This is a genomic window from Bordetella sp. 2513F2 (genome assembly GCF_054642735.1).
The window spans coordinates 1,489,613-1,512,640 of the sequence record NZ_CM137755.1 but is presented as its reverse complement, the minus strand read 5'-3'; the positions used below and the strand labels follow the sequence as shown (position 1 = coordinate 1,512,640).

Sequence of the window (23,028 nt, the reverse complement as noted above, 5' to 3'; positions counted from 1 at the left end):
GTTCATAAGTTCAAAGCATCTGGCAAAGCTTTCACTTAACCAGTCTTGAGACTTGGAACAAAATCATGCAATCACAACCCGTATCCATCTCCACCGGCTCGCGCCGATGTTCGATGAACACTTTACGTTGTGCTTCTTCCAGATTGTTAAAGAACGATATATAGCTTCATTGGGCAAAACCCAACGATCAACACTGCCTCGCAGCATTCATCGTTATGCTCTGCCTGATACACCCAACCCACAACACCCAACCGACGACAACCACCGCTCTCTCGCCCGCACCCACCGCCAAGAACTGGTGGAGGTGAACGGGTTCGAACCGATGACCCCCTGCTTGCAAAGCAGGTGCTCTCCCAGCTGAGCTACACCCCCATATCCCCGACAGCCTCAACCAACCCCAGACCCCGGCAATACTTGGTGGGTCTGGTTGGATTCGAACCAACGACCCCCGCCTTATCAAGACGGTGCTCTAACCGACTGAGCTACAGACCCCAGACTCTTCGAACTCTCGGATCAACTTGTCGATCCAGCAGCCATATACCTTCAACAAACAACCGATAAGCGTGGACGCTTCAACACGCAGACGCTTCGCTCTTAAAGGAGGTGATCCAGCCGCACCTTCCGATACGGCTACCTTGTTACGACTTCACCCCAGTCATGAATCCTACCGTGGTAATCGCCCTCCTTGCGGTTAGGCTAACTACTTCTGGTAAAACCCACTCCCATGGTGTGACGGGCGGTGTGTACAAGACCCGGGAACGTATTCACCGCGACATGCTGATCCGCGATTACTAGCGATTCCGACTTCACGCAGTCGAGTTGCAGACTGCGATCCGGACTACGATCGGGTTTCTGGGATTGGCTCCCCCTCGCGGGTTGGCGACCCTCTGTCCCGACCATTGTATGACGTGTGAAGCCCTACCCATAAGGGCCATGAGGACTTGACGTCATCCCCACCTTCCTCCGGTTTGTCACCGGCAGTCTCATTAGAGTGCCCTTTCGTAGCAACTAATGACAAGGGTTGCGCTCGTTGCGGGACTTAACCCAACATCTCACGACACGAGCTGACGACAGCCATGCAGCACCTGTGTTCCGGTTCTCTTGCGAGCACTCCCAGGTCTCCCCAGGATTCCAGACATGTCAAGGGTAGGTAAGGTTTTTCGCGTTGCATCGAATTAATCCACATCATCCACCGCTTGTGCGGGTCCCCGTCAATTCCTTTGAGTTTTAATCTTGCGACCGTACTCCCCAGGCGGTCAACTTCACGCGTTAGCTGCGCTACCAAGGGCCGAAGCCCCCAACAGCTAGTTGACATCGTTTAGGGCGTGGACTACCAGGGTATCTAATCCTGTTTGCTCCCCACGCTTTCGTGCATGAGCGTCAGTGTTATCCCAGGAGGCTGCCTTCGCCATCGGTGTTCCTCCGCATCTCTACGCATTTCACTGCTACACGCGGAATTCCACCTCCCTCTGACACACTCTAGCCCGGTAGTTAAAAATGCAGTTCCAAGGTTAAGCCCTGGGATTTCACATCTTTCTTTCCGAACCGCCTGCGCACGCTTTACGCCCAGTAATTCCGATTAACGCTTGCACCCTACGTATTACCGCGGCTGCTGGCACGTAGTTAGCCGGTGCTTATTCTGCAGGTACCGTCAGTTGCCCCAGGTATTAGCCAGAGCCGTTTCTTTCCTGCCAAAAGTGCTTTACAACCCGAAGGCCTTCATCGCACACGCGGGATGGCTGGATCAGGGTTGCCCCCATTGTCCAAAATTCCCCACTGCTGCCTCCCGTAGGAGTCTGGGCCGTGTCTCAGTCCCAGTGTGGCTGGTCGTCCTCTCAAACCAGCTACGGATCGTCGCCTTGGTGAGCCGTTACCTCACCAACTAGCTAATCCGATATCGGCCGCTCCAATAGTGCGAGGCCCGAAGGTCCCCCGCTTTCCCCCGTAGGGCGTATGCGGTATTAGCTACGCTTTCGCGTAGTTATCCCCCGCTACTGGGCACGTTCCGATACATTACTCACCCGTTCGCCACTCGCCACCAGGCCGAAGCCCGTGCTGCCGTCCGACTTGCATGTGTAAAGCATCCCGCCAGCGTTCAATCTGAGCCAGGATCAAACTCTTCAGTTCAATCTCTGTTTAATTCACGCAGCACATAAATGCGCCGCGCTTCGCATGACTCAAAGGAAGCAGGGCTCGCGATCCCCGATAAATCGGAAACCTCAAACCTTACTTCTCTGTGAGCTCTTGATACTTGCGCGTTCGGATCCATGAACAACCTAGATCCTGAGATCCAGACCACCCATCGACCCGTGCGGCTGCGCATCAAGCGCCCACACTTATCGGTTGTTTCGTTGTTAAAGAACGGGGTACTGCCTACTGCTGTATTCGCTTCCCTTCCCCACTTCCACCGCACCGCTTGTTGTTGCAGCGCTGTGTCAGTAGCGAAGAAGCGAGATTATGAAGACATTTTTTCAGGCTGTCAAATCATCGTGGGCCGCAACATTCACTCACCGCCCGCGCCGATCTGCCCGCCCGGGCTTGCGCCCTGCCTTGCATAACCGCCTTGCCTCGACCGCCTCGTCGCCCCAGGAACCGGGCCGTAAAGCCCAGGGTTTACCCTGTGTTCGACTCAACCGCCGAGCCCGAAACTATAGCACAGATATCTTGGACTTCGCAAACAGGGCCGTATCAACCCCACTGCATCCAACCCCGTGCCTAAACCACCTCCGGGCCCCGCACGCAAAACCCAAAACACCGGGCTCGCTGCGAAGGGGGCGAACTATAGCACAGGTTCCGCCGCAGTGCCGGCAGGGGTCACCAGCCCGGATACTGCAGGGCAATCCGGTCGGCGGCCCGCAAGCTGCATGCCTGACTGCGCAGTTCCGGACTGGCTCCGATATCGCTCAGCATGTGGTCATCAAGGTCCGACAGGCATAGCCGTGACGCCCCGCCTTGACGCCAGCCTCGCCATGCGGCACGCATTGCGAGCCCCGCGCGTTGCAGCAACCCGCCCCGGTGCGCCATGACATGAATGGCGAAGGAAGAAGTTGGATCGGACATGATGAACTCCCTGGGATGGAAAGAAAATCCAGGATATCTGTCCAATCTCCCCATGAATATCGCTTTATTCTCGCCACGATGGGTAGTAAAACTTACCGATCATGTCCAGAATCCCACTCAATACCCTGCCAGTATTCCGGACCGTCGCCGAACTGCAGAACCTGCGGGCGGCCGCTGCGCGCCTGCACCTGACACATAGCGCGGTCAGCCAGCAAATACGCGGGCTGGAGCACCGGCTGGGATTTCCGTTGTTCGAACGCCGCGGGCGCGGCGTGGCACTGAATGCGGCCGGCACCGCGCTGCTGCACGGCGTGCAAGCCGCGCTGGACTCCCTGGACGCCGGCCTGCAGGCGGCCGAAGCCGCGGCAAGAGGTTCGGACCAGACCCTGCGGGTGTCCGTATTGCCTTCCTTTGCCCAGCGCTGGCTGCTGCCGCGCATGGGCCGGTGGCGACAGCGCCACCCCAGCCTGCTGCTCGAGATCGAGGCGTCGCAGAACCTCGTGGATCTGCGCCGCGACGGATTCCACGCAGCACTGCGCTTCGGCCGCGGCCCCTGGGCCGGCCTGCTCGCCGAACCCCTCCTGGCGCAGCCCCTGCCCATGATCGTGTTGGCGTCGCCACAGGTGGCCATGCGGCTGCGCCAGGCCGACCCCGGCGAACTGGCGCGCGAACCGCTGCTGGGCGAAAAAGCGCTGTGGCAGGCATGGTTCGCCGCCGCCGGCGTACCCGTACAGATCATGCCGGTGGCCACGTTCAATGACGCCGGCATGCTGCTGCAGGCAGCGGAGCATGGCCTGGGCCTGGCCCTGGCTCGCGAGATCCTGGCCGCCGACGCGTTGGCCAGCGGCCGTCTCGTCAAACTGTCGGACCTCAGCATCCCCTATGAAGATTCCCTCAACTACCACCTGGTGTATCGGCCGGAACTGCAGGCGTGGCCGCCGCTCCGGGCGCTGCGCGACTGGCTGCACGCGGAACTGCGCCAGACCCAGGAACAGGTCAACGCCGGAGAATCCGGCACGCACACCGCGTAAAATCCCGCGCTTTCGGCTGCATCCCGGCGCCTACCCGGCGCTTCTGCTCGGGCCGCTGCACCCCACCCGGGCGCACGCACCGCGCCTGGCCACACCCATAGCCGGGCCACGCCCACCCTCGCCGCCCTGCCGCTTCCCGGCCACCCCGGCCCGCCCTCCATGCGCGCCCACGGCCGGCAGCTTCGTTCGCGCCATCGATATATAAGTAGAGGAACTCTCATCATGCAGGCCCTTGCACGCCTGAGCCGCTTCATCGGCAACACTTTCGCCCTCTGGGTGCTCCTGTTTGCCGTCCTGGCCTATCTTGCCCCGCCTCAGTTCAAATGGCTGGGCGCCTACATCGTCCCATTGCTGGGCATCATCATGTTCGGCATGGGGCTGACCCTGTCGAAAGACGACTTCCGCGAGGTACTGCGCCGGCCCCGCATCGTGGCCATCGGCGTCGCGGGACAATTCGTCATCATGCCAGCCCTGGCCTGGCTGCTGGCGAAACTGCTGGCGCTGCCGCCGGAGATCGCCGTAGGCGTCATCCTGGTGGGCTGCTGCCCGGGCGGCACGGCCTCCAACGTGATGGCCTACCTGGCCCGCGGCGATGTGGCGCTGTCGGTGGCCATCACCTCGGTGGCCACGCTGCTGGCTCCCGTGGTCACCCCCGCGCTGATCTATCTGCTGGCCAGCCAGTGGATCGAAGTGAGCGCGTCCGCCATGTTCTGGTCCATTGTGCAGGTGGTGATACTGCCGATCGCGCTGGGCGTGCTGGCGCAATACCTGATGGGGCAGCGCATCCGCGTCTTCGTCGAGGCGCTGCCGCTGGTGTCGGTGGTGGCCATCGTTGCCATCGTGGCGGCCGTCGTGGCGGGCAACCAGCCGCGCATCGCCACCACCGGCCTGCAGATCTTCGCCGTGGTCGTGCTGCACAACGGCCTGGGGCTGGTGCTGGGCTATCTGCTGGCAAAGGCCTGCAGGCTGCCCGTGTCCCAGCGCAAGACGCTGTCGATCGAGGTCGGCATGCAGAACTCGGGGTTGGGCGTGGCCCTGGCCACGGCGCACTTCTCCCCGCTCGCGGCAGTGCCCAGCGCCATCTTCAGCGTCTGGCACAACATCTCGGGCCCCCTGGCGGCCACGCTGTTCCGCCGCTTCCGCGACACAGGCGCGGACCAGGCCTGACCGAGGTCTGCGACAAAAAGGGCCGCCGCGCCTTGCCGCGCGGCGGCCCTTTTTTCTCGTACAGGTAGATGGCCCGGACCGTCGCTCAGGCGGCCCGCAGGCAATCCTCGAGGGCGCGCATGCTGCCCGTGGCCTGGTAGCGCAGGTGCCAGGCATAGGCCTCCTGCAACAGGTGCGGCGTCTGTCCGCCCCGGACACAGGCGCGATCGAAATAATCGCGGATTGCCGGCTGGTAGTCGGGATGCACGCAGTTCGCGATGATCGCTCGCGCGCGCTCGCGCGGCGCCAGCCCACGCAGGTCCGCCAGCCCACGCTCGGTGACGAGCACGTCCACGTCGTGCTCGTTGTGGTCCACATGCGGCACCATGGGCACGATGCTGGAGATCGCGCCATCGCGGGCCACCGACTTGGTCACGAAGAAGGCCAGGTGCGCATTGCGCGCAAAATCGCCCGAGCCGCCGATCCCGTTCATCATGTGCGTGCCGCCCGCGTGGGTGGAGTTGACGTTGCCGTAGATGTCGGCTTCCAGGGCGGTGTTGAGGGCGATCACGCCCAGGCGGCGCACCACCTCCGCAGCGTTGCTGATTTCCTGCGGCCGCAGCACGATGCGCTCGCGGTAGTGCTCGATGTTGGCCAGGATGCGTTCGTGCACGTCACTGGACACCGTGATGGACGAGGCCGATGCGCAGCGCAGCCGACCCTGATCGAGCAGCGCGATGGCGCTGTCCTGCAGCACCTCGGAGTACATCGTCATGTCTTCGAAACCGGCGTCCGCAAAACCATGGAGCACGGCGTTCGCAATCGTCCCGATGCCCGCCTGCAGGGGCAGCAGCGACGCCGGCAACCGTCCTTGCCGCACTTCGTGGCGCAGGAAGTCCACCACGTGGCCCGCGATGGCGGCAGTGTCCTCGTCGGGCGGCAGTGCATTGGACGGGCTGTCGGGCGCGTCCGTGACGACGATGGCAGCAATGCGGTCCGGATCGACCGGGATCGCTGCCTGGCCGATGCGTTGGTCGGGCCGGGTGAGCGCGATGGGCTCGCGCGGACGGCCCTCCGGCAGGTAGATGTCGTGCAGGCCCTCGATGGCCGCCGGCACGCTGAGATTGAGTTCGACGATGACGTGCCTGGCCTGCCGGGCGAAGGTCGCGGAATTGCCGACCGACATCGTGGGCACGATGGCGCCGCTCTCGGTGATGGCGGCCGCCTCGATGATGGCCACGTCGACCGGCGCCAGATGACCGGCGCGCAGCTGCTCTGCCGTTTCGGAAAGGTGCTGGTCGATGAAGGCGACGTCGCCCTGGTTGATGTGGCGCCGCAGCGTCGTATCGACCTGGAATGGCAGCCTGCGCGCCAGCACGCCCGCCTCCGCCAGATGGCGATCGGTATCGTGCCCCAGCGAGGCGCCGGTAATGAGGGTGATGCGCAGGGGTTCCCCCGCCGCTCGGGCAGCCAGGGCAGCCGGCACCGACTTGCAGTCGCCGGCGCGCGTGAAGCCGCTCATTCCCACCGTCATCCCGTCACGCACCAGGCGGGCCGCCTCGGTGGCGGACATGATGCGGCCGCGCAGGCCGGGATGGCGGATACGTTCGATGGACATGATGTCTCCCGTGATGCTGCGCCCGGCGGCGCGGCTGCAATACGGGCATGCCTGGCCGATCGGGGCGGCGCTTATCGATGATGGGCGGAGCCGGTGGCATTGCGCACCGGCGCTGTGGACGAGTATAGGCACGTCGGGTTTGTTGTAGAAAATGACTTAAACTCATCAGATCAAGTCGTTTTCTCCATCATTTTCCATGCCCGTCAGCAACCTCCGCGCCCTGCGCTACTTCGTCGAGACGGTGCGCACGGCCAGTTTCACGCAGGCCGCGCGCACGTCGTTCGTGACCCAGTCCACGGTGAGCAAGATGATCCGGCAGCTCGAGGAGGAAGTGGGCACGCAGCTGCTGATCCGTGACGGACACACGGCACGGCCCACGGACACGGGACGGATCGTCTATAACCGCGGGTTGCAGGTGCTGGGCCTGCTGCGCGAACTGTCGCACGAAGTCCGCGCCGCAGCAGACCTGGAGCACGGCGAACTGGAAGTCGGCATTCCACCGATGATCAACGTGCTGTTCACGCCGGTGGTCAAGCGTTTCCGCGAGAAACATCCGCGCGTGCGCCTCAGCTTGCGCGAAGGCACCGGTCAGGCCGTGGAGCGGCTGGTGACCTCCGGCGAACTCGAAATCGGCGCGACGGTGCTGCCACTGGACCCGGACGCCCCGCTGGAGGCCCGGCGCTTCGGCCGCCACGCGCTGTGGGCCGTGGGCCCGCAGCGGGCGCCCTGGGCAGGGCGCAGCGCGCTGCCGCTGGCAGCGCTGAAAGACGTGCCGCTGCTGCTGCCCACCGATGACTTTGCCTTGACCCGCCGGCTGCACCAGGCCTGCGCCGAAGCCGGGTTCCAGCCGCGCGTGGCGGCGCAGAGCGCCCACTGGGACTTCCTGGCTTCCATGGCGGCGGCCGACCTGGGCGTGGCCGTACTGCCGGAGCCGCTGGTGCGCCAGCTGCGTCCGCGCGGATTGGCTATGGTGCGCCTGGCCCGCTCCGGCGTACAGTGGGAGGTCGGACACGTGTGGGCCCGGGGCCGCTACCTGTCGTACGCGGCGCGCGCCTGGCTGGCGGTCTGCGCCGAAACGCTGGCCACGCCCTGAGCCACCGGCACTTGCGCACCGACAGATTTTGTCGCACCCCTCCACAGGCCTGCCTGTATGCTGCCCGCTTTCCTGTCGACGCCCCCGTACGTATGATGACGTGCCCTATTTCGAGCCCCAGGAACGCCTGGCTGTGGAAATGGCTGCTGGGCTGCACTCTGGTGCTGCTCTCCGTCCTGCTGGGCGGTCCGGCTGCCTGGGCGCAGCCCGAATCCGTGGCCGATGCCGATACCCAGCTCACTCAGGCCCGCCAGCGCATCGAGACCATCCGCAAGCAGCTCGACGCCGAACCCGAGGACGCGCAATTGGTGGAGTGGCGCACCACCGCCCTCGACATCCAGGCCCAGGCCGATGGCCTCGCTGAAGCGCTGGAACCGCAACTGGCGGACGTGACGGCGCGCCTGCAGCAGCTGGGGCCGCTGGCCGAGGGCCAGAAGGAGGCGCCGGACATCGCGGAACAGCGCGCCGAACTGGAAAAGGCCAACCGCAACCTGGACGCCCAGGTCAAGCTGGCGCGGCTGCTCTCCGTCGAGGCCGTCCAGACGGCCGAGCAGATTTCGGGCCTGCGCCGCAACCAGTTCCAGGCGAGCCTGGGGGAACGCCGGGGTACCTTGCTCTCGCCCGCCTTCTGGGCCGAATGGCGCCGTGAACTGCCGCGCGACCTGGAACGCCTGCAACGCCTCCTGGGGCAACTGCGCACGGCCGCCGCCGCGACGCCGCTGCCGGTATGGTTGCTGCTGTTCGCTGGCATCGCCGTGGTCCTTGGCCTGCGCATCGGCATAGGCAAGGTGCTGCTGCGCATCACCGCCACCCGGGTGCCGCCAGGCCGCCTGCGCCGCTCGTTCCTTGCCGTTGCGCTGCTGGCGCTGAGCGCGGCAGCCCCCTGGATCTCAGGGCTGTTGCTGGAGGAAGGCCTGACGCGCGGCGGCGGCCTGGACAGCACCACCATAGGCCTGCTGGATGAGTGGGTCGGCATCCTGTTCCTGGCGGGTTACGTGGCGGGCCTGGGCAATGCGCTGCTCTCGCCACACCGGCCGACCTGGCGGCTGCCGTCCATGCCGGACGCCGTCGCTGCGGGGCTGCGCTGGCTGCCCACCACGCTGGGGATACTGGTGCCCATCATGTGGCTGGCCAGCCGGCTGCCCTCCCAGCTCAATGCCAGCCTGACGACGACCATCGCCCTCAACAGCCTGGCTGCCGCCGCGCTGGGCGCCGCCGCGATGGGCGCGCTGGTCCACGGTGAACGGCTGCGCCGGCAGGCCGCGCGCGACGCCGGCGAAGAGCGGGCGCCTGCCCGTCCTTTCTGGGTTTCCACGCTGATCACCCTGACCTGGGCGACGCTGATCGCGGGTTTGCTCGGCCTGCTGGTGGGCTACGCGGCATTCGGCACATTCCTGGTCACCCAGGTGATATGGGCCCTCGTCGTGCTGAGTTCCGCCTATCTTGCTTCAGTGCTGGTGGAAGACGGCTTCAGCACGCTGCTGGCCGGCCGCCACCGCAACGATGCGGCGGCCCAGCCACGCCTGCGCGTCCAGGCAGCCGTGCTGCTGTCGGCCCTGGCCCGCGTGCTGCTGCTCCTCATCGCGGCAGTGATGCTCATCAGCCCCTTCGGCGAAGGCCCGGCGGAACTGGCACGCAGGCTCGAGCAGCTGCACCGCGGGCTGCAGATCGGCGAAGTGCAGCTGCGTCCCGGCATGCTGCTGCAGGCGGCACTGGTGCTGGTGCTGAGCCTGGTGATCGTGCGCCTGCTCAAGCGTTGGCTCAGCAAGCGCTACCTGCCCACCACCGAACTGGATCCGGGCATGCAGATCTCGGCAGCCACGCTGTTCGGCTATGCCGGCGTGGTGGTTTCCGTGGCGCTGGGTCTTTCCGCGCTCGGGGTGAGCCTGGAACGCGTGGCGTGGATCGCCAGCGCCCTGTCGGTGGGCATCGGTTTCGGCCTGCAGGCGGTCGTGCAGAACTTCGTGTCCGGCCTGATCCTGTTGGCCGAACGGCCGGTGAAGGTGGGAGACTGGGTCTCGCTGGGAGGCATCGAGGGCGACATCCAGCGCATCAACGTGCGGGCCACGGAGATCCAGATGGCGGACCGCTCCACCGTGATCGTGCCGAATTCCGAGTTCATCACGAAGACGGTACGCAACGTCACCCACGCCAACCCATTGGGGCGGGTGCAGGTCCGCCTGCCCATGCCACTCGGCACGGACGCGGCACGGACGCGCACGCTGCTGCTCGAGGCGTTTGCCGCGCAGCCCGAGATCCTCGAGTCGCCGGAGGCCGACGTATACCTCGACGGCATCGAAGGGCAGCACCTGATGTTCAATGCAGTGGGCTACGTGGGCTCGCCCCGCGCCGCCTATGGCGTGCGCAGCCGCCTGCTGTTCGACATACTGCAGCGCCTGCGCGAGGCCGGACTCGACATCGCCCCGCCGGCGACCATGGTGCTGCGCGAAGAGCAGAAGACACCCCAGGAGCCTGCCCCGCCGGCCGGCGCCTCGGCAGCGCCTCCCCAGGCATGACGAGAGGCAGGATTCAGAACAGGTGGTGCAGCGCAGGGCCCAGCAGGCCCAGGCCCGCGGCCCACAGCAATACGAACACGGCCCGCTTGATCCACTGCAGCGAGTCGACCGGGGCATAACGGCGCGTCAGCCAGGTGGCGGCCACGACCACCGGCATCGCCTCCAGGCTGAGCCACAGCGACGATGCGTGCAGCCCGCCGTGGGCGCCCACCAGGCCCAGGCGCAGCAGGGCATTGACGGCGAACAAGGCCACCAGGCTGTTGCGCACCGTGGCCAGCGGCAACGGCTGGCGATACAGGTGATAGACCATCGGCGGGCCTGAGCTGGAAAACAGCCCGCCCATCATGCCGGCCACGCCGCCGAAGAACAGGAAGCTGGAGCGCGGCGACACCCTCGGGAGAGGCTGCACGCGCACCACCAGCAACAGCGCGCACACCAGGATCGTGATGCCGAGCAGTGCCTGGCCCACCAGCACCATATGCCCGTCGAGTCGGCCCAGCACCAGCACGCCCGCCACGACGCCTGCAAGGCTGCTGCCGAAAGCGGGCAGCATCAGGCGCCACGCTATGGCGCTGCGCCCCCGCTGCAGGGCCACCATGGCATTGATCAGCGTGAGCATGTTGACCACGTTGGCCATGTCGATCAGCGGCACGGACGTGAAGATGCCGGTGAGCCCCAGCAGCACCAGGCCGAAGGCGAAGCCGGTCAGGGTCTGGGCAACGGTGGCCACCGCCACGCTGCCCAGGAAGAGCACATGTTCGAACAACGTCATGCTGCGGCTGTGTCAGGCGGTCCTGGGCCTCTCCGGCCGCACGGCGTACAGGTTCAGAAGCAGCCCGCCGAGCACGAGCGCGGCTGCCGACAGCTTCCATGCCGGCAACGGCTCGGCGACCAGCCATGCCGAAGACACGATGCCGAACACAGGCACCAGCAGCGCCATGGGCGCCACCGTTCCAGCCGGATGGCGCGCCAGCAGCCAGTTCCACACGCCGAAGGCGAAGGTGGTGTTGCCGAGCGCCTGCCACAACAGGGCGAGCCATCCGTCCAGGCTGGCATGCGACAGCGCATGCCCGATCGCGGCCGGCGTATCCAGCAGGACGCTCAGCGCCATCACGGGCAGCACCGCGTACAGGCAGCTCCAGACCGTGAACGCCAGCATGTTGACCCTGCCGGCGCGCCGCACCAGCGTATTGGCGCAGGCCCAGCTGAATGCCGCGGCCAGCACCATGCCGAACCCGGTCAGCGTCACCGCTGCCTGGGGATCGCCCATGCTGTGCCAGCCAACCAGGACATAGCCGGCCACGGCCAGGACCAGGGCGCCCAGCTGCAGCGGACGCAGGCGCTCGTTGGCGACCGCCATGGAAAGCAGGATCGTGAAGAACACCTGGGCCTGGATGACCAGCGAGGCCAGGCCGGGCGAAATGTCGTGCTGCATGGCCCAGTACAGCAGCCCGAACTGGCCCGCGCCAAGCAAGGTGCCGACCCCCGCCAGGAGGGGCCAGGGCACGGGCGGGCGCGCCACGAAGAACACCCACGGCACGGCGGACAGCAGAAAGCGCAGGCCGGAGAAGAGAAAAGGAGGAAAGTCCGCCAAGCCCCACTTGATGACGACGAAATTGGTGCCCCAGATGAAAACAACGGACAAAGCCAGCAGCAGATGGGTGAGGGGCATGGAGGAGTGGGACGGGCGGGGAGACTTGCCGGAAGGCGAACCGCCGAGAGTTTACCGAAATCCGCGCCTCGCCCTCGGCCTGCGGTCGGGGGAAGCTGGCGCCGGTCATATCCGGGCACGTCGGCCCCCTGGGACATCGCGTGTGGCGCCGCCCCAGGGCAGGTTGCCGGGAAAACCCGCTCAGCGTTAGTCCGAATTGCCCGTGCATGTTGCAGTGCACACACTAGATATATACGTATTTGTGTATCCAAAATGACAGCGAATGCTGCGCGAGGAGACCAGGTCATCATGACGACAGCGAACTACACCGACCCGTTGGCCACGACTGCCGAAGCCGAAGCCTATCGCCACATCCATGCGGCGATATGCGCCGGTGTCTATCCGCCCGGCTACCGTCTGGTTCCGGAAGACATCGCGGCGGAAATCGGCACCAGCCGCATGCCGGTGCGCGAGGCATTCCGGCGGCTCGCCACCGAGGGGCTCGTCACCCTGCGGCCGAACCGGGGCGCCCGCGTAAGCGGGCTGAGCCTTCCGGAAATGCAGGAAGTATTCGAGATGCGGGCCGTGCTGGAGGGCCTGGCGGTGCGCCTGGCCCTGCCCAGCCTCACACCGGCCACCATTGCGACGCTGGAGCACATGCTCGACCGCATGGACGACCACCTGGATAACGTGTCCGACTGGGCGACGGCTCACCGGGGCCTGCACGAGCACCTGTGCGGTCTGTGCCGGCAGCCTCGCCTGCTGCGCCACATTGCCGCGCTGCACTCGCTGATCGAGCCCTACATGCGGCTGTGGTTCAACTCGCTGGACAAGCCCCTGAGCGCCCGCGGCGACCACGTCGACCTGCTGGACGCACTGCGCCACGGTGACCCCGACACGGCGGAAGCCGCCATGCGGCAACACGTACGGGCCACCGTACCGGAATTGATGCAGTTCCTGCAGGCACGCGCTGTACCTCCCCGACCTTCCTCATAAAGGAAATCCGCAATGACGATCGACCACAAAGCCCGCCTGGCACAGGCGCTTGCCGCCGATTTCGGGCGACGCAGTTTTCTCAAGGCGGCCTCCGCGGGCGCAGGCCTGCTGGCGGCATCGGCGGTGGGCATGCCGGCCCTCGCACAAGGTGCGCCCAAGCGCGGCGGCACCATCAAGCTGGCATGGGTGGAGGCGATCGATACGCTGGACCCCCACTTCACCGCCTCTTCCGGGTCGATCAAGGTCATCAACAACGTATTCAACGGCCTGCTCAAAGTGGCCTACGACGGCAAGCGGGTCAGCTTCGTACCCGATCTCGCGACCAACTGGGACATGCCCGACGAAAAAACGCACGTCTTCAAGCTGCGCCCCGGAGTGAAGTTCCACAACGGCGACATCTGCGATGCGGCTGCCGTGAAATGGAGCCTGGAACGTGTCAAGGATCCCGCGGTGAAATCGCCTCACGGCTGGAAGTTCGCCCAGCTCGCCAGCGTCGACATCGTCGACGAGTTCACCGTGCGGCTCAATTTCAACAAGCCATACGCATTCCTGCCGGTTGCGCTCACCGGCAGCACCGGCCGCGCGGGCACCATCGTGTGCCGCAGCGCCGTGGAGAAAGATCCCAAGGCCTACGGCCGCATGCCGGTGGGCACCGGCCCGTTCCGCTTCGTGGGCTGGAAGGAGAACCAGTCGATCGAGCTGGCGCGCAACCCCGAGTATTTCGAGTCCGGCCTGCCCTACCTGGACGGCGTGCAGATTCTCCTGATCAAGGAACCCAGCGCGGCCGTCGCGTCAATGATGGCTGGCCAGGTCGACGGCATGTCGGTCTGCCCGTTCCAGTTCATACCGCAGTTGCGGAAGAACCCGAACCTGGCCGTTTATGGCCAGGTCGAGGGCAACTATGCTTTCGTCGGCATGAACAACAAGCGCGGGCCGTTCACAGATCCCATGCTGCGCCGCGCGGTGGCCTACGCCATCGACCGCAAGGTCATCGTCGAGCAGAGCTACTTCGGCGAGGCGATCGCGGCGTACAGCTGCATCTCGCCGCCCATGTCGGACTTCTACGACCCGGACATCGCCAAGTCTGGACGCGGCCAGTATTTCGATCTCGCCAAGGCCCGGGAATTCCGTGGCAAGGCCAAGGAACAGGGCGAGGTCAACCCCGTGTTCATCGTTACCGACGGCTTCACAGGTTCGGGGGGCATGGGCACCCGCAACGCCCAGTTGATCGCGCCCATGCTCGCCCAGATCGGCATCAAGCCCAAGATCGAACTCGTGGACCGCGCCGTATGGACCAGCCGGCGCAACGCGGGGGATTTCGACATGTATGACGAGGCCTGGGTTGCCGACCTGGATCCCGACGAGACCATCTATCCGGAATGGGCGACGGGCAAGCCGTGGAACTTCGTGGGCTACAGCAATCCAGCCTTCGATGAAGCCTGCGTGGCCGCGCAGGACATCGTCGACCCCGCCAGGCGCCGCGAGCTCTACGTCAAGGCCGAGGACACGCTGATGGCCGACGCGCCGCTCGCCGTACTGGCGCACATGAAGGTCTTCAAGATCATGGCGAAGAAGGTCCAGGGCTTCGAATACGTGCCCGCCGACCTGCTGAACCTGCACGGCGTCTGGCTGGCCTGACGCCATGGGCGCACGACTGATCGCCGCAGCGGGACAGACCCTGCTCGTGCTGCTCGTCGTCTCGGCGGTGAGCTTCGGATTCCTCAAGCTTGCCCCTGGCGATCCGGTCGCATTGATGCTGGGTTCCGACTATTCCCGCGACTCCTACGACAAGCTCTATGCCGATCTCGGCCTGGATCGCGCGCTGCCCGTGCAGTACGTGGACTGGCTGCTGCGCTTCATGCAGGGCGATTGGGGCACGTCCTATGTCAGCCACCAGGACATCTTCGAGCAGGCCGTCCTGCAGGCGCTGCCCGTCACGCTGGCGCTCGCCGGGCTGTCGTTGCTGATTGCCCTGGCGGTCGGCATCCCGCTGGGCGTGGTCGCTGCGGTGCGCCGCAACACCTGGATCGACATGGCGGCCAGCACGCTGGCCATAGGCGGAAATGCGTTCCCCAGCTTCTATCTCGGCGTGGTGCTGATCTGGATCTTCGGAGTCTCGCTGGGCTGGTTCCCCACCATGGGGTTCGTCGCCCCCTGGGACGACCTCGGTTCGGGCCTGTGGCATCTCACGTTGCCGGCGATCACACTGGGCGCCTGGTACGTCGGCCTCATCGCCACGGTGACGCGGTCCAGCCTGCTCGAAGTGCTGGAACAGCCCTACATGGCGGCAGCCCGGGCCCGCGGCGAGCCGGCATGGCGCGTGATCTGGGTGCACGGCATGCGCAATGTGATGATGCCGCTGGTCACCGTGATCGGCCTGCAACTGGGCGGCATGCTGCGCGGCGCGGTGATGACGGAGGTGGTCTTCACGCTGCCCGGCCTGGGCATGATGATCACGACCGCCGTGCAGAGCCGCGAGTACATCGTGGTGCAGGCCGGCATCATGATCACTGCGCTGCTCTTCATCGTCGTCAATTTCATCGTCGACCAGACCTATGCCATCTTGGATCCGAGGCTGAGGAAACATGGCCGCTGACATCGCAACTTCCTCGTCAACCCCCAGGCTGGCCATGCGCTTCTGGTCACAGCTGCGCACGCAGCGCAAGGCCCTGACCGGACTCGCCATCGTGTCCGTCTTCGTGCTGGCCGCCCTGTTTGCGCCGGTGCTGTCGCCGTACGGCCCCACCGAGCAGAATTTCGCCGATGCCATGCAGCCGCCCTCGGCCACGCACTGGCTGGGCACGGACTCATTCGGCCAGGACATCTACACCCGGCTGCTCCACGGCGCACGTTCTGCCCTCTGGATCGGCTTTGCCTCGGTGGCGGTGGGGCTGTCGGGCGGCGTTGCGCTCGGGCTGCTGGCCGGGCTGCGCGGCGGCCGCACGGAGTGGGCCATCATGCGCGTGGTCGACGGTCTGCTGGCCTTCCCCGAACTCATCATGGCGATGGCCTTCATGGCAATTTTCGGGCTCGGATTGTCCAACGTGGTGTATGCGCTCGGGCTGTCGTTCGTAGGGCCGTTCGCCCGCATGGTGCGGGCAGACGTGCTGCAGGTCAAGGAGCGGCCTTACGTCGAAGCAGCAAGGCTCATGGGCGTGCCGCCGCGCGACATCGTCGTGCGTCATATCCTGCCCAACATCGCCTCTCCCATCCTGATCCAGGCCGGCATGCGCGTCTCCATCGCCATCCTGCTCGGATCCGGGTTGTCGTTCCTGGGCCTGGGCGTCGTACCTCCCACGCCGGATTGGGGGTTGATGATTGCCGAGGGCCGTGGCTTCATCACCATGGCGCCCTGGATCTCGGGTATCCCGGGCCTGGCACTCGCGGTGTTGCTGATCGGCCTCAATCTCTTCGCCGAAGGCCTGCGCGATGCGCTGGACCCACGTATCCGGCACGCATGAAGCCCATGACCGAAAACCTGCTTTCGATCGAGCACCTGACCGTCCGGCGGCGAGGCGTAGCCGTGCTGGACGATGTATCGCTGACCCTGCCGCGCGGCAGTTCCCTGGCCCTGATCGGCGAATCCGGCGCAGGGAAATCCACGTTGGCCTATGCCGCGATGGGCCTGCTGCGCCCGCCCGAGGTGGCGCTGGAAGGCCGGCTCATGGTGGGCGACGCCGATATCGTCGGGCTGCCGGAGCGCGCGCTGCGCACCCTGCGCGGCTCGCGCATGGGCCTGATCTTCCAGGATGCCACGGCCGCGCTCAATCCCTGCTTCACGGTATTGCAGCACCTGGCCGAACCGCTGCGCCGCCACCGCCGCCTGGATCGCGCCGCCTGTCGACGGCGCGCACTCGAGCTGCTCGACAGCGTCGGCATCGCCGACCCGCAACGGCGGCTTGCGGCCTATCCTCATGAACTGTCGGGCGGCATGCAGCAGCGCGTGATGATCGCGATCGCGCTGGCTTGCGAACCCGAACTGTTGATCGCAGACGAGCCAACCAGCGCGCTGGACGTCACCATCCAGGCTCAGATCATGGCTCTGATCCTGGAACGCGTGCGAGACCTTGGCGCGTCGGTGATCTTCGTGCTGCACGACCTCGCCCTGGCCACACAAGTGGCCGACGACGTTGCGGTCATGTACGCCGGCCAGATCGTGGAAAGGGGTCCTGCGCGACGTGTGCTCAATGACCCTATCCACCCGTACACCCGGGGGCTGCGCGCCAGCGCCATCGACTTCGGCGCGGAGCGCCTGCACCCCATTGCCGGCGTCGTGCCCTCGCTGTCGGACATGCCCTCGGGCTGCCGGTTTGCTCCGCGCTGCACACGCGCCACTGCGCAATGCGCGGTTCGCCCTCCCCTCTCTGAGCAAGCGTCACGCACATTGGCTTGCTGGCATGCCTGACTCTCCTGTCCTCATGACGCACTCCGACCTCCCCATCTTCTCGCTGCTCGACGTCGAGAAGAGCTATCCCATCGAAGGCGGACGCCGCCTGCTCAAGGCATTGGACGGCATACGCCTGTCCGTCCATGCGGGCGAGTCGCTCGCCCTGGTGGGGGAAAGCGGGTCGGGCAAGTCCACGCTGGTCCGCGTGATGCTGGGCCTGGAGCCTGCCACCAATGGCCGAGTGCTGTACGGCGCCGACGAACTCGACCGCATGGACGCCGCGGCGCGCCGCCGCCATGCCCGGGAGGTGGCGTACATCTATCAGGATGCGCGCGGGTCGCTCAATCCACGCATGACCGTGGCTTCGCTCCTGGCCGAGCCCATCCGGGTACACGGCCTGCGTGACGGCCGGGAAATCCCCGACCGTGTCGGGGAACTGCTCGAACAGGTGGGCCTGCCCGCCGAAACGGCGGGGCGCCATCCTTCGGAGCTCTCCGGCGGCCAGGTACGCCGCGTGGCGGTGGCACGCGCCCTGGCGTGCGAACCGCGCGTGATCGTGGCCGATGAATCGGTGGCGGGCCTGGACGTCTCCGTGCAGGCGCAACTGCTGAACCTGCTGCGTGACCTGCAGCGCGACCATCGCATTGCCATGGTGTTCGTCACGCACGACCTGGGCGTCGCCTCGTACCTGTGCGAGCGTGTCGCCGTCATGTATCTGGGCCGCATCGTCGAGCAGGGCTGCACGGACCAGATACTTGGCTCGCCCCGGCATCCCTACACCAACGCGCTGCGCAGCGCATTTCCGCGTTTCGATGCCCCGCTCTCCGCGCCGCTGCGCGGGGAAATCCCCAGTCCGGCCGACCTGCCGCCGGGCTGCCGCTTCCAGTCGCGCTGCCCGCAGGCGCGTGCCGAATGCCGCGAGACCGATCCGCCGCTGCTGCGCCACGAGGGCCGCGAAACGGCCTGCCTGTTTCCGTTGGGCGCCCATCCCGGCGTATGCTGACGCCCTCGTCCGCGAAAAAGCGCCAACCATTCCCCATAGCGAGAAAACGCGTGCAGCATCCCAATCATCCCGCCCGCGGCACACGCGGCATGGCCACCGCACCCAATGCGCTTGCGGCGCAAAGCGCCCTTGCGGTGCTGCGTGAAGGCGGCAACGCCGTGGAGGCCATGATCGCCGCGGCCGCCACCATTGCAGCGGTCTACCCCCACATGAACAGCCTGGGCGGCGACGGCTTCTGGCTGATCAGCCGCCCGGGGCACGCGCCCGTGGGCCTGGAGGCGTGCGGCGCGGCCGCCGCCGCGGCCAGCATCGCCGCCTACCGCGCCGAGGGGCTGTCCACCATCCCGTTCCGCGGCGGCCTGGCCGCCAACACGGTGGCGGGCACGGTATCGGGCTGGGACGCAGCCTACGCATGGTCGCGCGCCGAGCTGCGCGGACGGATGCCGGTTGCCCGACTGCTCGAAGACGCCATCGGCTATGCCCGCGACGGGATCCCGGTCTCGCGCAGCCTGTCGGCCTGCATCGCGGCCAAGCGCGCCGAACTGGAAGAGATCCCCGGGTACGCCCGGACCTTCCTACCCGACGGGAACACGCCCGCCGTCGGCAGCCGCTTCCGGCAGCCGCGCCTGGCCGCCACACTCGAGCAACTGGCCCGCAAGGGCCTGGACGATTTCTACCAGGGCGAGCTGGCGCACAGCATGGCGCGCGACCTGCATGCAGTCGGCAGCCCGCTCGCACTGAGCGACCTGCGCGCCCACAAGGCCGTATGGAAAACGCCGCTGGCGCTGGCGCACACGCTGGGCACCGTCTACAACATGCCGCCGCCCACCCAGGGCCTGGTGTCGCTGCTCATCCTCGGTATGCTGGACCGCCTGCCGCTGGCCGACATGGACCCGCTGGGCGCGCCCTTCGTCCATGCTTGCGTGGAAGCCACCAAGCAGGCGTTCGCGATCCGGGATCGCCACATCACCGATCCCGCCCACATGCAGGCGGACCCCCAGGCATTCCTGCTGCCGGCCGCACTCGATGCGATGGCCGCGCGTATCGACCCAACGCTGGCCGGCTCCTGGCACGGAGGCAAGGGGCCCGGCGACACGGTATGGATGGGCGTGATCGACGGCGATGGCGTGGCGGTGAGTTTCATCCAGAGCATCTATCACGAGTTCGGCAGCGGCGTGGTGCTCGAGGAATCCGGCATCAACTGGCAGAACCGGGGCTGCAGCTTCTCCCTGGACGCCGGCGCGCTCAATCCCCTCACGCCCGGGCGCAAGCCGTTCCATACGCTCAATCCCGCACTGGCGCGCTTCTCCGACGGCCGCACCATGGTGTACGGCAACATGGGCGGCGACGGCCAGCCGCAATCCCAGGCCGCCGTGTTCAGCCGCATCGCCATATTCGGCATGAATCCGCAAGCCGCCATCGACGCACCGCGCTGGCTGCTGGGCCGTACATGGGGCAACAGCAGCGAAACACTGAAGATGGAATCGCGCTTCCCGCAGGCGACGCTGGATGCCTTGCTTACGCACGGCCATCCCGTGGAAGTGATGGGCCCCTACGACGAAACCATGGGTCACGCGGGCGCCATCGTGCTCTACCCGGACGGCACCTACGAAGGCGGCAACGATCCGCGCAGCGACGGCGCCGCAGCGGGCTGGTGACGGCGCACTATGTATCTCGCATCGCGTGGCCGGCGCGCGCCTTGCGCTCGGCCAGCTGATGGGCGCCCCAGCGGCAGAATCCGCGCGAATGCAGGGCCAGCCACATCGACAGGGCGCCTACCATGGCGGCGGCGGGGAACATCCAGAACAGCCCCGCACGCAAACCCAGCAGCGCCACGCCGGCCGATGCTGCAAGCATGATCAACGTCAGCCATCGCAAGCCCGAAAGGGCCAGGCTGTGGGCGCGGGCCGCGCCCACAATGGCGCAAACCGCCCCGAGCGCCACGACCAGGTTGATCAGCATCACCAGCAACAGGCGGCCTGGCGCATCGCTGGAAGACCGCGGCAGCAATTGCAGGATGACCGCGTCCAGTCCCGTCAAGACCAGGCAGCACGCGAGCAGCCACATGAGCGGCGTCCCCATGGCAGGCGGGGCCGCAGGGGGATGCCGAAACGAGGAGCGCGGATGCGGCGCACGCGCGGGATGAGCGCCGGGAATCGGCGCCCGGCGCCTGAGCGCGGCCTCGAATTGCCTGCAGTCCGCAATCAGGCCGTCGAGGTTTTGCGGGGAAGCAATGGACATGGGCATGGCGCCACGGCCGACGCCGACCGGTTGCGCACCCGCATTCAGTTGCCGAGCACCGCCTGCAGCACCACGCCGGTGGCCACGCCGACGAGGAAATAGTCGGCCCCCACGCCGATCCAGTGGTAGCCGCGCGGCGGCGGCGCGAGGCGATAGCCGCGCCAGTCCTCGATCACGTACTGGTGGCCACGATAAGGCAGCGGCACCTTGTCGCCGCGGGCCCACCGGTGCGGCGGAGGATCGCCGTGCCAGCCGGGACCGGCCTGGCCCGGGGGGCCACCACGGCCCGGATTGCCGTCGGGGCCACGCTGCGGTCCCTTGTCGTTGCCGTGCCCGCCGCCTTTCGACTGCGCCTTGGCAGGCGGACCGCCGCGGCCGCCATGGCCGTTGTCGGACCGGCCCTGCGCATGGGCCACGGTAACCGTGCCGACGAGCGAGGCCCCCAGCAGGACGGCGAGGATGCGCTGCTTATGCTTGTTCATGTGAGTTTCCTTCTCACCCAACAGGAATCCCCAGTATAGGGAGCTGCAGGGCAAGTTGGCGCACGGCGAAACCCCGCGTAACGCCAGCGCCACATACCAGCTGATACGGCTGCAAGCCAGGCGTTGCAGCCGTATCGAGGTATTACACCGATGGCGCGATCCGGACTCAGGCGTCGTAGCCTGGATTGCAGCGCTCGAGACGGCGCAGCAGGCCGGGCCAGGCCAGCATGGCCTTGCGGGCGCGATCGGCCGGACTCTCGACGGCCACACGCGCCAGGATGGCGGGCGGAATGGGGTTGAGCTCGCCGCCGGCCTGAGCCCTTACCTGGACCATGCAGGCCGCTTCCAGCCTGTGCATGGCCTGAAAGGCCTCGGCCATGCTCTGCCCCACGGTGAGCAGCCCGTGGTTGCGCAGGATGAGGTATTGCCTGTCGCCCAGGTCGCGCACCAGGCGGGGCTGTTCGTCGGGGTCCAGCGCCAGGCCCTCGTAGTCGTGGTAGGCCAGCGACTGCAGGACGATGAAGGCGAACTGCGACAGGGGCAGCAACCCGCCCTTCTGGGCCGAAACCGCAACGCCGTTGATGGAATGAGTGTGCAGCACGCACATCGCATCCTTGCGGGCGGCATGGATGCAGCTGTGTATGGTGAATCCGGCGGGGTTGATGTCGTACGGAGAATCCATCACCTTGCGGCCCTGCAGATCGATCTTGACCAGGCTGGAAGCCGTGATCTCGTCGAACATCATGCCGTAGGGATTGATGAGGAAGTGCTCCGTGCCCGGCACCTTGGCCGTGATGTGCGTGAAGATGAGGTCGTCCCAGCCGAACAGCGCCACCAGCCGATACAGCGCGGCCAGGTCGCGGCGCACTTGCCATTCCGTTTCGCCGACTTGCTCGCGCACGCCTGCCACCTCGTTGTAGGTATCCACCTGCTCTCCTTTTTATTCAGGGCTCATCGAGCTCGGGATAGTAGCGGAAGATGCCGTCGCCGAACGGCAGGCGCCGCCCGCTGGCGAAGTACGCCTGCAGCGCAGGCAGCGCCGCAACGGCCTGGTGCAAGGCCATCACGCGGGGATGCTGGCCTGCAAGCGCCTCCATGCGCCGGGGGAACGCATGGCGCAGGCCGTCCACCAGGTGGAACAGCGACAGGTCGGCGTAGCTCCAGCCGGCGCCCGCCAGCCATTGGCCATGCCGCGCGAGCACGCGCTCGAAATAGGCCAGGAACTTGGGCATGCGGGTCGCGCGGAAATCGGCGGACCGCCGGCGCGCCTCTTCGGCCTGGCTCTCGTAGTACTCGCCGGCGGCAATCGGATGGTGCGTATCGTGGGCCTCGGCCACCATGTCGGCGATGGTGAGCTGCAGCTGGTTCACCCAATAGCGGCCTGGCCGGTCGGCCGGCGCCAGGCCGTGCCGCTCGCCCAGGTAGAACAGGATGTTGGCCGTCTGGGCCAGCGTGACGTCTTCCGCCACCAGGTAAGGCGGGGCAAACGGCGGATGCTCGCGGTCGGAAGCCATGTCCTCGACCAGGGTGAGGTCCGTGGCGCCCGGTTCGCGGGCACATTCGCGGTAGGGGATGCCGCCCGCCTCCAGGGCCAGGCGCACGAACTCCCCACGACCGGGGATGCCGTCCCAGTACCAGAGCTCATAAGTCATGCCGCACTCCTTGCTGTGTCATGGCCGCCGCGCGGCGGCGGTCAGTTCCAAAAGTAGCAGCCGCAGCGAGGCGGGCACGTGCCGCCTTGCTACGAATGGTTAACAGCCCGATGGTTGCAGGCAAGGCGGTTGGCGTACACTCGAATCAACAT

General features: G+C 66.4%; 19 protein-coding genes, 2 tRNA genes and 1 rRNA gene. 11 read left to right on the top strand and 11 right to left on the bottom strand.

Annotation, left to right across the window (positions count from 1 at the left end):
• Positions 1-296: 296 nt before the first annotated feature.
• The 4 genes from ACYBYQ_RS07170 to ACYBYQ_RS07155 form a co-directional block, all read right to left on the bottom strand.
• Positions 297-372, bottom strand: a tRNA-Ala gene (locus ACYBYQ_RS07170).
• 43 nt (positions 373-415) lie between these two features.
• Positions 416-492, bottom strand: a tRNA-Ile gene (locus ACYBYQ_RS07165).
• 104 nt (positions 493-596) lie between these two features.
• Positions 597-2,127: ribosomal RNA gene (locus ACYBYQ_RS07160) — 16S ribosomal RNA — on the bottom strand.
• 687 nt (positions 2,128-2,814) lie between these two features.
• Positions 2,815-3,060, bottom strand: coding sequence for a YjiS-like domain-containing protein (locus ACYBYQ_RS07155; protein WP_459618066.1), 246 nt, complete (start codon positions 3,058-3,060; stop codon positions 2,815-2,817).
• 101 nt (positions 3,061-3,161) lie between these two features.
• Here ACYBYQ_RS07155 and ACYBYQ_RS07150 point away from each other — a divergent pair, with 101 nt between their 5' ends.
• A complete protein-coding gene (locus tag ACYBYQ_RS07150) occupies positions 3,162-4,091 on the top strand; it encodes a LysR substrate-binding domain-containing protein (protein ID WP_459618065.1) in 930 nt (309 codons plus the stop codon).
• 222 nt (positions 4,092-4,313) lie between these two features.
• The gene (locus tag ACYBYQ_RS07145) at positions 4,314-5,258 is read left to right on the top strand and encodes a bile acid:sodium symporter family protein (RefSeq protein ID WP_459618064.1); all 945 of its coding nucleotides are present in this window, start codon (positions 4,314-4,316) and stop codon (positions 5,256-5,258) included.
• A gap of 85 nt (positions 5,259-5,343) precedes the next feature.
• On the opposite strand, the gene scpC is transcribed toward ACYBYQ_RS07145, so the two are convergent.
• Entirely contained in the window at positions 5,344-6,855 is a 1,512-nt protein-coding gene (gene scpC, locus ACYBYQ_RS07140) for a succinyl-CoA:acetate CoA-transferase ScpC (RefSeq protein ID WP_459618063.1), read from the bottom strand.
• 196 nt (positions 6,856-7,051) lie between these two features.
• Here scpC and ACYBYQ_RS07135 point away from each other — a divergent pair, with 196 nt between their 5' ends.
• Together ACYBYQ_RS07135 and ACYBYQ_RS07130 are read left to right on the top strand one after the other, a co-directional pair.
• On the top strand, positions 7,052-7,948 hold the full coding sequence (locus ACYBYQ_RS07135) for a LysR family transcriptional regulator (RefSeq protein WP_459618062.1): 897 nt from the start codon (positions 7,052-7,054) through the stop codon (positions 7,946-7,948).
• Positions 7,949-8,043: 95 nt separating this feature from the next.
• Entirely contained in the window at positions 8,044-10,464 is a 2,421-nt protein-coding gene (locus tag ACYBYQ_RS07130) for a DUF3772 domain-containing protein (protein WP_459618722.1), read from the top strand.
• 13 nt (positions 10,465-10,477) lie between these two features.
• Here the strand turns inward: ACYBYQ_RS07130 and ACYBYQ_RS07125 are convergent, their stop codons facing one another.
• Together ACYBYQ_RS07125 and ACYBYQ_RS07120 are read right to left on the bottom strand one after the other, a co-directional pair.
• Positions 10,478-11,236: a TSUP family transporter gene (locus ACYBYQ_RS07125; protein WP_459618061.1), complete on the bottom strand. Its 759-nt coding sequence runs from the start codon at positions 11,234-11,236 to the stop codon at positions 10,478-10,480.
• 12 nt (positions 11,237-11,248) lie between these two features.
• Positions 11,249-12,136, bottom strand: coding sequence for an EamA family transporter (locus ACYBYQ_RS07120; protein ID WP_459618060.1), 888 nt, complete (start codon positions 12,134-12,136; stop codon positions 11,249-11,251).
• A 288-nt stretch (positions 12,137-12,424) separates the two neighbouring features.
• Between ACYBYQ_RS07120 and ACYBYQ_RS07115 the strand changes: the two genes are divergently transcribed.
• From ACYBYQ_RS07115 to ACYBYQ_RS07085, 7 genes are all read left to right on the top strand, one after another.
• Entirely contained in the window at positions 12,425-13,111 is a 687-nt protein-coding gene (locus ACYBYQ_RS07115) for a GntR family transcriptional regulator (RefSeq protein ID WP_459618059.1), read from the top strand.
• Between the two features lie 12 nt (positions 13,112-13,123).
• Positions 13,124-14,749, top strand: a complete 1,626-nt coding sequence (locus tag ACYBYQ_RS07110; protein WP_459618058.1) for an ABC transporter substrate-binding protein — start codon at positions 13,124-13,126, stop codon at positions 14,747-14,749.
• A gap of 4 nt (positions 14,750-14,753) precedes the next feature.
• A complete protein-coding gene (locus ACYBYQ_RS07105; RefSeq protein ID WP_459618057.1) occupies positions 14,754-15,707 on the top strand; it encodes an ABC transporter permease in 954 nt (317 codons plus the stop codon).
• Positions 15,697-16,572: an ABC transporter permease gene (locus ACYBYQ_RS07100; RefSeq protein WP_459618056.1), complete on the top strand. Its 876-nt coding sequence runs from the start codon at positions 15,697-15,699 to the stop codon at positions 16,570-16,572. The genes ACYBYQ_RS07105 and ACYBYQ_RS07100 overlap by 11 nt, the downstream gene beginning before the upstream one ends.
• Before the next feature lie 5 nt (positions 16,573-16,577).
• A complete protein-coding gene (locus ACYBYQ_RS07095) occupies positions 16,578-17,516 on the top strand; it encodes an ABC transporter ATP-binding protein (protein WP_459618055.1) in 939 nt (312 codons plus the stop codon).
• Entirely contained in the window at positions 17,509-18,501 is a 993-nt protein-coding gene (locus tag ACYBYQ_RS07090) for an ABC transporter ATP-binding protein (RefSeq protein WP_459618054.1), read from the top strand. The genes ACYBYQ_RS07095 and ACYBYQ_RS07090 overlap by 8 nt, the downstream gene beginning before the upstream one ends.
• A gap of 89 nt (positions 18,502-18,590) precedes the next feature.
• Complete coding sequence (locus ACYBYQ_RS07085; protein WP_459618721.1) at positions 18,591-20,159, top strand: gamma-glutamyltransferase family protein; 1,569 nt, start codon at positions 18,591-18,593, stop codon at positions 20,157-20,159.
• Between the two features lie 7 nt (positions 20,160-20,166).
• Here the strand turns inward: ACYBYQ_RS07085 and ACYBYQ_RS07080 are convergent, their stop codons facing one another.
• From ACYBYQ_RS07080 to ACYBYQ_RS07065, 4 genes are all read right to left on the bottom strand, one after another.
• A complete protein-coding gene (locus tag ACYBYQ_RS07080) occupies positions 20,167-20,568 on the bottom strand; it encodes a hypothetical protein (RefSeq protein WP_459618053.1) in 402 nt (133 codons plus the stop codon).
• A gap of 218 nt (positions 20,569-20,786) precedes the next feature.
• Positions 20,787-21,224: an RcnB family protein gene (locus ACYBYQ_RS07075; protein ID WP_459618052.1), complete on the bottom strand. Its 438-nt coding sequence runs from the start codon at positions 21,222-21,224 to the stop codon at positions 20,787-20,789.
• A gap of 166 nt (positions 21,225-21,390) precedes the next feature.
• Positions 21,391-22,152 (bottom strand): class II aldolase/adducin family protein, encoded by a 762-nt coding sequence (locus tag ACYBYQ_RS07070; protein WP_459618051.1) that lies wholly within the window; start codon positions 22,150-22,152, stop codon positions 21,391-21,393.
• Between the two features lie 16 nt (positions 22,153-22,168).
• Entirely contained in the window at positions 22,169-22,876 is a 708-nt protein-coding gene (locus ACYBYQ_RS07065) for a glutathione S-transferase (protein WP_459618050.1), read from the bottom strand.
• Positions 22,877-23,028: the final 152 nt, after the last annotated feature.

Coding starts and splice junctions, on each gene's coding strand:
- ACYBYQ_RS07130 (WP_459618722.1), top strand. CDS start 8,044: ATGACGTGCCCTATTTCGAGCCCCAGGAACGCCTGGCTGTGGAAATGG.
- ACYBYQ_RS07135 (WP_459618062.1), top strand. CDS start 7,052: ATGCCCGTCAGCAACCTCCGCGCCCTGCGCTACTTCGTCGAGACGGTG.
- scpC (WP_459618063.1), bottom strand. CDS start 6,855: ATGTCCATCGAACGTATCCGCCATCCCGGCCTGCGCGGCCGCATCATG.
- ACYBYQ_RS07125 (WP_459618061.1), bottom strand. CDS start 11,236: ATGACGTTGTTCGAACATGTGCTCTTCCTGGGCAGCGTGGCGGTGGCC.
- ACYBYQ_RS07150 (WP_459618065.1), top strand. CDS start 3,162: ATGTCCAGAATCCCACTCAATACCCTGCCAGTATTCCGGACCGTCGCC.
- ACYBYQ_RS07105 (WP_459618057.1), top strand. CDS start 14,754: ATGGGCGCACGACTGATCGCCGCAGCGGGACAGACCCTGCTCGTGCTG.
- ACYBYQ_RS07065 (WP_459618050.1), bottom strand. CDS start 22,876: ATGACTTATGAGCTCTGGTACTGGGACGGCATCCCCGGTCGTGGGGAG.
- ACYBYQ_RS07085 (WP_459618721.1), top strand. CDS start 18,591: ATGGCCACCGCACCCAATGCGCTTGCGGCGCAAAGCGCCCTTGCGGTG.
- ACYBYQ_RS07075 (WP_459618052.1), bottom strand. CDS start 21,224: ATGAACAAGCATAAGCAGCGCATCCTCGCCGTCCTGCTGGGGGCCTCG.
- ACYBYQ_RS07110 (WP_459618058.1), top strand. CDS start 13,124: ATGACGATCGACCACAAAGCCCGCCTGGCACAGGCGCTTGCCGCCGAT.
- ACYBYQ_RS07145 (WP_459618064.1), top strand. CDS start 4,314: ATGCAGGCCCTTGCACGCCTGAGCCGCTTCATCGGCAACACTTTCGCC.
- ACYBYQ_RS07115 (WP_459618059.1), top strand. CDS start 12,425: ATGACGACAGCGAACTACACCGACCCGTTGGCCACGACTGCCGAAGCC.
- ACYBYQ_RS07095 (WP_459618055.1), top strand. CDS start 16,578: ATGACCGAAAACCTGCTTTCGATCGAGCACCTGACCGTCCGGCGGCGA.
- ACYBYQ_RS07080 (WP_459618053.1), bottom strand. CDS start 20,568: ATGTGGCTGCTCGCGTGCTGCCTGGTCTTGACGGGACTGGACGCGGTC.
- ACYBYQ_RS07090 (WP_459618054.1), top strand. CDS start 17,509: ATGCCTGACTCTCCTGTCCTCATGACGCACTCCGACCTCCCCATCTTC.
- ACYBYQ_RS07120 (WP_459618060.1), bottom strand. CDS start 12,136: ATGCCCCTCACCCATCTGCTGCTGGCTTTGTCCGTTGTTTTCATCTGG.
- ACYBYQ_RS07155 (WP_459618066.1), bottom strand. CDS start 3,060: ATGTCCGATCCAACTTCTTCCTTCGCCATTCATGTCATGGCGCACCGG.
- ACYBYQ_RS07100 (WP_459618056.1), top strand. CDS start 15,697: ATGGCCGCTGACATCGCAACTTCCTCGTCAACCCCCAGGCTGGCCATG.